Origin of the sequence: Psychrobacter sp. CAL346-MNA-CIBAN-0220 (assembly GCF_040309805.1) — a bacterium.
Taxonomy (GTDB): domain Bacteria; phylum Pseudomonadota; class Gammaproteobacteria; order Pseudomonadales; family Moraxellaceae; genus Psychrobacter.
The window spans coordinates 1-241 of sequence record NZ_JBEOPF010000661.1 but is presented as its reverse complement, the minus strand read 5'-3'; the positions used below and the strand labels follow the sequence as shown (position 1 = coordinate 241).

The 241-nt window shown below is 34.0% G+C and carries 1 protein-coding gene; it reads left to right on the top strand.

What is annotated here, in order from left to right; translation table 11 throughout:
* Positions 1–241 (top strand): hypothetical protein (locus AAEY88_RS15225; protein ID WP_350563738.1); only part of this gene is annotated, 241 nt, incomplete at both ends.

Here is a 241-nt window from a genome sequence, read left to right as displayed (position 1 = left end):
AAATAGAAGAACAAGCTGACGTATTTGAAAAACTAGAACCAGTCGAGTTCAAAGATTTTTCTAGTTTCGGAAAGCTTGAGAAAGATTTGGAAAACTTAATTGCAAATAGCATTTTAGATGTATTGTTTGAGGATGCTAGGTTAATGCCTGTTTTTCAAGAAAGGCAATGGCAAGCAGAAGCTGATATATATGCACTCAATGAAAATGGTGAATTGGTTATATTTGAGTTAAAGCGTGCATC